Source organism: Mesorhizobium sp. M8A.F.Ca.ET.021.01.1.1, assembly GCF_003998025.1.
Taxonomy (GTDB): Bacteria; Pseudomonadota; Alphaproteobacteria; order Rhizobiales; family Rhizobiaceae; genus Mesorhizobium.
This window is the reverse complement of record NZ_RZSJ01000256.1, coordinates 1-8,124: the sequence shown is the minus strand read 5'-3', so window position 1 is coordinate 8,124 and position 8,124 is coordinate 1. Positions and strand designations below refer to the sequence as shown.

Here is an 8,124-nt window from a genome sequence, read left to right as displayed (position 1 = left end):
GGCGCCCAACGGAGCGGTCATCAAGCCGTCGGCGGCAACGCCCGAGCTGATGCAGCATCGCGGCAGGGCCGTCGTCTTCGAGAATATCGAGCACTACTACGCCCGCATCGACGATCCGGAACTGGATATCGATGCCTCCTCGGTGATGGTGCTGAAGAACTGCGGGCCGCGCGGCTATCCCGGAATGGCAGAAGTCGGCAACATGCCGCTGCCGGCCAAGCTGCTTAGAGAAGGCGTCTCCGACATGGTGCGCATTTCGGACGCGCGCATGAGCGGCACGGCCTACGGCACGGTGGTGCTGCATGTGGCGCCCGAAGCCGCGGCAGGTGGCACGCTTGCCCTGGTGCGTGACGGCGATCTCATCGAGCTCGACGTTGCCGGCCGTCGTCTCGAGCTTTTGGTGTCGGATGAAGAACTGGCCATCCGCCGCCGCGACTGGAAGCCCCCGACGCCACCGCTGGGCGGCTACCAGAGCCTCTATGTCGAGCGCGTGCTGCAGGCCGACAAGGGCTGCGACTTCGACTTTCTCGTCGGCCGGCGCGATGCCGGCGTCCCCCGGCATTCCCACTAGAGAGGCGCGCGATGACGGATCAGATCGGCAGCTACGCGACCTATCCCAGCCTCAAGGGCCGCAGCGTGTTCATTACCGGTGGCGGAAGCGGCATCGGCGAAAGCCTGGTGCGCCATTTCTGCGCGCAAGGCAGCCGCGTCGCCTTCGCCGATCTGGCCGAGGAGCCTTCGCGGCGCCTGGTCGATGCGATCGTGACCGAGGGGCATGCCGCGCCGCTGTTCATTCCCTGCGACCTGCGCAATGTCGAGCAGCTGCAGGCGGCGACCGTGGAGGCGATGCAGCACAACGGCCCGATCCAGGCGCTTTGCAACAATGCCGGCAATGACGACCGCCACCAGACCAAGGATGTGACGGTGGCGTATTGGGACGACCGCATGGCGGTCAATCTGCGCCACCAGTTCTTCGCGGCCCAGGCAGTGCGCCCGCAGATGAGCGCGCAGGGCGGCGGCTCGATCATCAATTTCGGCTCCATCACCTGGATGGTCGGCGATCCCGATTGCCCCGCCTATGTGACCGCCAAGGCGGCAGTGTACGGCATGACGCGGGCGCTGGCCCGCGAACTCGGCCCCGAGCGCATCCGCGTCAACTGCATGGTGCCTGGCTGGGTGATGACCGAGCGCCAGATGAGCCTGTGGCTGAACCCGGCCGGCGAACGCCAGATCGACGAGAGGCAGTGCCTGCCCGACCGGCTGCAGCCCTCCGACATCGCGCGCATGGCGCTGTTCCTCGCCGCCGACGACAGCCGCATGTGCACGAGCCAGCAGTTCATCGTCGATGCTGGCTGGGTGTGACCGGTACAGCCTCAAAGGAAGAAGGGTATTTCATGCGTCTGGTACAGTACACAACGCCCGATGGCGGCAGGCGGGTCGGCCGGGTTTCCGATGACGGCAACCGCCTGCATCCGCTCGACAAAACCAGCACCGTGCTGGAACTCGCCGAAGCGGCGATTGCCCAGGGTGCATCGATCACGGCGCTGGTCGAGAAGCGGACGGGTGCGGCCACGGTCGACTATGGCGAACTGCTGCGCGATGGCCGCGTGCTCGCTCCCGTCGACCACCCGGAGCCGGCACGCTTCCTGGTCACCGGCACCGGCCTGACCCACACCGGAAGTGCCGCCGCGCGCGACAAGATGCATGTGCTGACCCATGGCGAGGACGCCGAGGAATCGGATTCGCTGAAGATCTTCCGCATGGGCCTGGAAGGCGGCAAGCTCGGCGCCGGCAAGATCGGAATCCAGCCCGAATGGTTCTTCAAGGGTGTCGGCACCTGTGTCGTGCCGCCCGGCGCCGATCTGCCCATGCCGGCTTTCGCACGCGCCGGTGCCGAGGAGGCCGAGATCGTCGGGCTCTACCTCAATGGGCCTGATGGCCGCCCCTATCGCATCGGCTATGCGCTCGGCAATGAATATTCCGACCATGTGACGGAGGCCGAGAACTACCTCTATCTCGCCCATTCGAAACTCCGCTCCTGCTCGATCGGTCCGGAGCTCTTGATCGGCGACCTGCCCGAAGAAGTGCGCGGCCATTCCCGCATCCTGCGCGACGGCGCGGTCATCTGGGAACAGGAATTCCTGTCGGGCGAAGCGCACATGTCGCACTCGATCGCCAATCTCGAACATTTCCATTTCCGCTACCCCATGCACCGCAGGGCGGGCGACCTGCACGCCTATTTCTTCGGGGCGGCGGTGATGAGCTACGCCTCCGGTATCAAGACGGCTTCCGGCGACGAGTATGAAATCCAGGCACAGGCATTCGGCAAGCCGCTGCGCAACCGGATGGTGTCGGTGCCGGACGAGGGACTGGTCGCCGTCACCCAGCTGTGACGGCAAAAGCCCCGGAAATTACGGTCCACCAGAACGACAATGGGAGATTAAAAATGGGACTGAAGAAAGCATTTCTGAGATTAGCGACAATCGGGCTTGGCATCGGCCTGATGACATCGGCGGCGCTGGCCGCGAACCTTCGCGTGCTGGCCTGGGACGGCTATGCCGACCCGGACTGGGTGAAAGACTTCACCGCCGCCACCGGCATCGGCGTCGACGTCGTCTTCATCGGCAGCGATGACGAGATCTGGGCCAAGATCAAAGGCAGCGAAGGGCAGGACTTTGATGTCTTCGCCGTCAACACCGCCCAGTTGCAGCGCTACATCAAGGCTGATCTGGTATCGCCGATCGACATCACGAAACTGCCGAACCAGAAGGACGTGCTGCCGCGCTTCCGCGATCTGTCGCAGGTCAGCGGCGACACCAAGGACGGCAAGGTCTACGGCATTCCGTTCTGCTTCGATTCCATCGGGCTGATCTACGACACGGACAAGGTCAAGCCGGCGCCGACCTCGATGTCGGTGCTGTGGGATCCGGCCTACAAGGGCAAGATCCTCGCCTATGACAATGGCGAGCACAATTTCTCCTTCACCGCGCTGACGCTCGGCTACAAGGATCCGTTCAACCTCAATGCGGAGCAGATGGCGGCGGTCAAGGCCAAGCTGGTCGAACTCAAGCGCAATGTGCTGAGCTTCTACACCACCGCCGACGAGGCGCAGCAGATATACCAGAACAATGACGTCGCCCTGATCTGGGCCAATTACGGCCAGCAGCAGGTCAAGGCGTTGCAGAAGATCGGCGCCCATGTCGCCTACGTCAACCCGAGCGAAGGCGCGCTTGCCTGGCTCGACAACTGGGTGATCTCCAAGGGTGTCCGCGACAATGCGGCGGCCGAGAAGTGGATCGACTTCATGCTGAGCAAGAAGATCGGCGGCGAGCTTTCCGAGCGTACCGGCTTCGGCAACACCGTGGTCGAGTCGAGCAGCGCCGGCGGCAACGACAAGCTGGTCTGGCTCAACAATGTCGAGGATCCGCTCAAGCGTTCGGACATGTGGAATGAGGTCAAGGCGACGCCCTGATCTTTTCCGCGCCTGACCTCGAAGGACCCGGCGGTCCGGACGTTCCGGACCGCCGAAGCGTATGCGAGAATATTCCATGAACCAGAACACCGACCTCTTGACGCTGCGGTCCGTCTCGAAATCCTACGGCACGGTTCCCGTGCTGCACGACATCGACCTGTCGATCCGGGACGGTGAGTTCCTCACCGTTCTTGGACCGTCGGGTTCGGGCAAGACCACGGTCCTGCGGCTGATCGGCGGGCTGGAGCCGCTGACCGCCGGCGAAATCCGGCTGGACGGCCAGGAGATCAGCCGCATGCCGATCAACAAGCGGCCGTTCAACACCGTGTTCCAGGACTATGCGCTGTTCCCGCATATGACCGTCTCCGGTAATGTCGGCTACGGGCTTTCGGTGCGCCATATCAAGCGCAAGGAGATCGCAAGCCGTGTGTCGCAAGCCCTCGAACTTGTGCAGCTCGGACGTTTCGCCGACCGCTTTCCGGCGCAGCTTTCCGGCGGCCAGCGCCAGCGTGTCGCGCTCGCCCGGGCGCTGATCTGCCAGCCGCGCCTGATCCTGCTCGACGAGCCGTTGGCGGCACTCGATCTCGAACTGCGCCGGCAGATGCAGGAATTCCTGAAATCCATCCAGCGCGAGATCAAAACCACCTTCCTGTTCGTCACCCATGACCAGGAAGAAGCGATCGGCATGGCCGATCGGATCTGCGTCATGCAGGCCGGCCATATCCGCCAGCTCGGCACGCCGCATGAGCTCTACTACAAGCCAAATTGCGAGTTCGTGGCGCGCTTCTTCGGCGAGAACAACCTGGTGGCCGGAAAGCTCGGTCCCGTGCAGGGCGAGCAGCGGCCGATCGAGACCGCGCTTGGCCGCCTGGTCTGCTCGGTCAGCGGCCAGCCGCATCTCAAGGCCGCCGCCGACGGCGCCAGCGCCTTCGCGGCGTTCCGTCCCGAAGCCTTGCGTCTTGCTGATGCCAATGATGGCGACAACCGCTTTTCCGGCGTCATCGCCGATCTGGCCTTTGCCGGCTCGTCGACGGTTGCCACGATCATGGCGGGCGCGGACAACGCCGCTCAGCGCCTGCGGTTGCGCATGCCGAGTCGGATCGACGGCAGTATTTTGAAATCAGGCGAGACGGTCTCGCTTTGCTTTGCGCCGCATGAAGGCCATCTGGTGCTGGCATGAGCGGAGCCGGGTCGACACAGGCGGCGGAACGGCGATTGTCGCGGCTGGTGACGGTGCTGGCCTTCGCCTTGCCGGTGATCTTCGTCCTCGTGCCGCTGGCGATCTTCCTCGTCTACAGCTTCTTCAGCGTCGACCAGGGCACGATCGTCCATGCACCGACGCTCGGCAACTATGTCAGGTTCTTCACCGACCCGATCTTTCTGCCGGTGTTCTGGAACACCATCGTGCTGTGCGTGTCGGTGGCGGTGATCTGCATCCTGCTCGCCTATCCCGCCGCCTATTTCCTGACGACGCTGAAAGGACGGTGGCGCTACGCCTTGCTGATGCTGCTCCTGGTGCCGCTGCTGATGAGCTACGTCATCAAGATCTATGCGATCCGCAGCATCCTCGGCCTCAACGGCTTCCTCAACAAGGCGCTCGTGGCGCTCGGCATCCTGGATCAGCCGTCGACGCTTTTTGTCTTCAACATGAACGCTATCCTTTTGACGCTGAGCCTGCTTTTGATCCCCTTCGCCATCCTGCCGATCTTCCTCTCGCTGGAGCGGATTCCGCAGACCTTGCTGCGTGCCTCGGACGATCTGGGCGCCAGCAGCCTGCAGACGTTCCTGCGCATCACCTTGCCGCTCAGCCTGCCCGGCGTCGCCTCGGCGGCGAGTTTCGTCTTCGTGCTGGCGATCGGCGATTTCCTGACGCCGCAGATGGTCGGCGGGATCAGCGGCTTCACCTTCGGCCGCATCCTCTACAGCCAGTTCGGCACCGCCTATAACTGGCCGTTCGGCGCGGCGCTGTCGGTGGCGCTTGCGATCGTGGTGATCGCCGCCATCCTCATCGGTGAACGGTTCGGACGCAGCCGGGGGACGTCGGTATGAGTGCGCTGCCCCGGCCGTCCACCATCTTCCTGGCCGCGATCACGTCACTGGTCGCGGTGCTGCTCTACAGCCCGCTGTTCGTGCCGATCGTGTCGTCGTTCTTCATCGTTTCACATGGCAATGTCGACTGGTCGTCGCCGACCCTTTCGACCTATGTGGCGCTGGCGGGGAACCACGACATCCTGGCCGCCCTGCGCACCACGCTGGTCGTCGGCGTCTGCACCGTAATCCTGTCGGTGGTCAGCGGGACGCTGCTGGCGCTCTACTATCACGGCCGCCGCTCAGGCCGTTCGGTTCTGCAATTCATCATCTTCCTGCCATTCCTGATGCCGCCGATCATCAGCGGCCTGGCGCTGCTGATCTTCTTTCGCGAGATCGGCCTCGAACGCTCGCTGCTGACCGTCGTCATCGGCCACACGGTCTTCGTGCTGGCGATCGTCTATCGCACCGTGCTGATGCGGCTGCAGTCGATGAGCCGCACGCTGGTCGAGGCCTCCTACGATCTCGGTGCCAGCGGCTGGCAGACCTTCTGGCGCGTCATCCTGCCGAACCTGTCGAGCGCCATGGTCGGCGGCGCCATCCTGGCCTTCGCTCTGTCGTTCGACGAGACGATGATCACCATCCTGGTCACCGGCACGCAAAGCACGCTGCCGGTCAGGCTGTGGGCGATGATGCGGCTTGGCTTCTCGCCCGACATCAACGCGCTGGTGGCGCTGATCCTGATGTTCACTGTCCTGCTCTGCGTGCTCGCCGCCCGTTTTCTCATTCCCAGGCAGATGGCGACGGAACGGAATTGAGGTTTAAGCCAGGATGATCATCCGGCAGAAGCAGCCGGGCCGAGATCGAAGACTCGTCCTGGATTGAGGATGTTCTTCGGATCAAGTGCCGACTTCAGCCGCCGCATCGCAGTGATTTCGGCGTCGCTGCGCACCAGATGCAGCCACTGCTTCTTGTCGAGGCCGATGCCATGCTCGGCCGACACGCCGCCTCCGGCCGCCGCCACGCCGCGATAGATGATTCCATAGGCCGCCGCCGGATCCATCGTCAGGACCTGATAGTGCAGGTTGCCGTCGCCGAGATGGCCGAAGACATAGATGTCGGCGCCGGGATCGACGGCATGGATGGCGGCATCCGCTTCCTGCAGGAACGCTCCCATGCGCGCCAGCGGGATGCTGATGTCGACGCCGATCAGGCCCTTGATCGAAAACAGGACGCGGTTGGCGTCTTCGCGCACATCCCACAGCGTGCGGAATTCGCGCGGCGATTGCGAGACGACCACATCGTCAACGACGCCGTCCTCGACCGCCTGCATCAAGACTTCGGCGAAGCGCTCACTGTCGCGATCCGGCTCGCTGCCCTGGATTTCGGCCAGCACATAGACGGGTGAGCCAGCCGGCAGCGGCGCCGGCATGGCCATGCTGGCAACCATGACGTCGTAGAGCGGCGCGAAGTTGACCTCATAGGCGGACAAAAGCGGGCCGAGCTTTTGCCGCAGCAGCGCAAGCAAGGCGATCGCTGCATCGAGCGAAGGCAGCGCGCAGAAGGCGTTCACCTCGGAGGCAGGCTTCGGATGCAACCTGAGCGCGGCGCGGGTGACGACGCCAAGCGTCCCTTCCGCGCCGATGAAGAGCTGGCTTAGATCATAGCCGGAATTGTCCTTGGACAGGCCCTTCAGCGAGGACAGCACACTGCCATCGGCCAGCACCGCTTCCAGCCCCAGCACCTGCGCCCGGTACATGCCATAACGCAGCACGCGGATGCCGCCGGCATTGGTGGCGATGTTGCCGCCGACCGTGGCCGAACCGCGCGCGCCGATATCGACGCCGAACATCAGCCCGGCGTTGTCGGCCGCCTCCTGCACCGCCTGCAGCGTGGCGCCGGCTTCGGCGATAATGCTGGCGGCTTGGATGTCCGTGGCGGCAAGCCCGGTCATCCGCTCCAGCGACAGCACGATCTCGCCCGGCTGCACACGTGTGCCACCGGCCAGTCCGGTGCGCCCGCCCTGGATGACGACCGACTGACCGAGAGCGTTGCAGCCAGCGAGTGCTGCCGCCACACCAACGGTATCGCGCGGACGCAGCACCACTTCGGGCAGCGAGCCAAGCTTGCCGTCGGGATCGTCACGGTAGCGCTGGTCGACATCAGAGCCGGCGAGCACGCCGCCCGCGCCCAGCCGATCGCCAAGCGCGGACAGAAGTCGTTGTGTTTCAGGCGACATCGGGCTCAGGCGCCCGTGTGGCAAAACGCGTCACCCGCATACACCGACCGGACGGCCCGATGGGTACCCTTGTCCAACACGCTCGCATCCTTCAATTGCAGCCGGCCGATCCTATTCGTGATGGCGCGCCGTGCAAGCGATATTGGCCAGGCGATGCCGGCATCAATCGCGAAGAAACGCGGTTGATGCCGGAAGTACTGTCCAGCTCACCGAAGCTTGGCCTGCAGGGCGTTGACATCGTCGGTGGTCATTTCACCGTCGGTGGTCACCTTGCCGTCGACGATCTTCCACAGCCGGAACGGGCCGGTGATGTCGCCGAACTTGTCGAAGGCGACAGGGCCGATGACGCCTTCGTAACGGATCGGCTTGCCATCCTTGATCAGGC

The 8,124-nt window shown here is 64.2% G+C and carries 8 protein-coding genes and 1 pseudogene; 7 read left to right on the top strand and 2 right to left on the bottom strand.

What is annotated here, in order from left to right; genetic code table 11:
- The 7 genes from EOA36_RS19725 to EOA36_RS19695 form a co-directional block, all read left to right on the top strand.
- On the top strand, positions 1 to 571 hold a 571-nt coding region (locus EOA36_RS19725; RefSeq protein ID WP_189553277.1), incomplete at its 5' end, for a dihydroxy-acid dehydratase.
- A gap of 11 nt (positions 572 to 582) precedes the next feature.
- On the top strand, positions 583 to 1,362 hold the full coding sequence (locus EOA36_RS19720; RefSeq protein ID WP_127279055.1) for an SDR family oxidoreductase: 780 nt from the start codon (positions 583 to 585) through the stop codon (positions 1,360 to 1,362).
- A 32-nt stretch (positions 1,363 to 1,394) separates the two neighbouring features.
- The gene (gene araD1, locus EOA36_RS19715) at positions 1,395 to 2,393 is read left to right on the top strand and encodes an AraD1 family protein (protein WP_127279054.1); all 999 of its coding nucleotides are present in this window, start codon (positions 1,395 to 1,397) and stop codon (positions 2,391 to 2,393) included.
- A 53-nt stretch (positions 2,394 to 2,446) separates the two neighbouring features.
- Positions 2,447 to 3,472 (top strand): ABC transporter substrate-binding protein, encoded by a 1,026-nt coding sequence (locus EOA36_RS19710; RefSeq protein ID WP_127279053.1) that lies wholly within the window; start codon positions 2,447 to 2,449, stop codon positions 3,470 to 3,472.
- Between the two features lie 76 nt (positions 3,473 to 3,548).
- Positions 3,549 to 4,652: an ABC transporter ATP-binding protein gene (locus EOA36_RS19705; protein WP_127279052.1), complete on the top strand. Its 1,104-nt coding sequence runs from the start codon at positions 3,549 to 3,551 to the stop codon at positions 4,650 to 4,652.
- The gene (locus tag EOA36_RS19700; RefSeq protein ID WP_127279051.1) at positions 4,649 to 5,521 is read left to right on the top strand and encodes an ABC transporter permease; all 873 of its coding nucleotides are present in this window, start codon (positions 4,649 to 4,651) and stop codon (positions 5,519 to 5,521) included. Before EOA36_RS19705 ends, EOA36_RS19700 begins: the two co-directional genes overlap by 4 nt.
- The gene (locus EOA36_RS19695; RefSeq protein ID WP_127279050.1) at positions 5,518 to 6,318 is read left to right on the top strand and encodes an ABC transporter permease; all 801 of its coding nucleotides are present in this window, start codon (positions 5,518 to 5,520) and stop codon (positions 6,316 to 6,318) included. Before EOA36_RS19700 ends, EOA36_RS19695 begins: the two co-directional genes overlap by 4 nt.
- Before the next feature lie 17 nt (positions 6,319 to 6,335).
- Here the strand turns inward: EOA36_RS19695 and EOA36_RS19690 are convergent, their stop codons facing one another.
- Together EOA36_RS19690 and EOA36_RS38365 are read right to left on the bottom strand one after the other, a co-directional pair.
- Complete coding sequence (locus EOA36_RS19690; protein ID WP_127279049.1) at positions 6,336 to 7,739, bottom strand: FAD-binding oxidoreductase; 1,404 nt, start codon at positions 7,737 to 7,739, stop codon at positions 6,336 to 6,338.
- A 206-nt stretch (positions 7,740 to 7,945) separates the two neighbouring features.
- Positions 7,946 to 8,124 (bottom strand): annotated as a pseudogene (locus EOA36_RS38365) (amino acid ABC transporter substrate-binding protein); the annotation flags it as partial.

Excerpts from the sequence above, each read along its gene's own strand:
- EOA36_RS19720 (WP_127279055.1), top strand. The coding sequence starts at position 583 with ATGACGGATCAGATCGGCAGCTACGCGACCTATCCCAGCCTCAAGGGC.
- araD1 (WP_127279054.1), top strand. The coding sequence starts at position 1,395 with ATGCGTCTGGTACAGTACACAACGCCCGATGGCGGCAGGCGGGTCGGC.
- EOA36_RS19710 (WP_127279053.1), top strand. The coding sequence starts at position 2,447 with ATGGGACTGAAGAAAGCATTTCTGAGATTAGCGACAATCGGGCTTGGC.
- EOA36_RS19705 (WP_127279052.1), top strand. The coding sequence starts at position 3,549 with ATGAACCAGAACACCGACCTCTTGACGCTGCGGTCCGTCTCGAAATCC.
- EOA36_RS19700 (WP_127279051.1), top strand. The coding sequence starts at position 4,649 with ATGAGCGGAGCCGGGTCGACACAGGCGGCGGAACGGCGATTGTCGCGG.
- EOA36_RS19695 (WP_127279050.1), top strand. The coding sequence starts at position 5,518 with ATGAGTGCGCTGCCCCGGCCGTCCACCATCTTCCTGGCCGCGATCACG.
- EOA36_RS19690 (WP_127279049.1), bottom strand. The coding sequence starts at position 7,739 with ATGTCGCCTGAAACACAACGACTTCTGTCCGCGCTTGGCGATCGGCTG.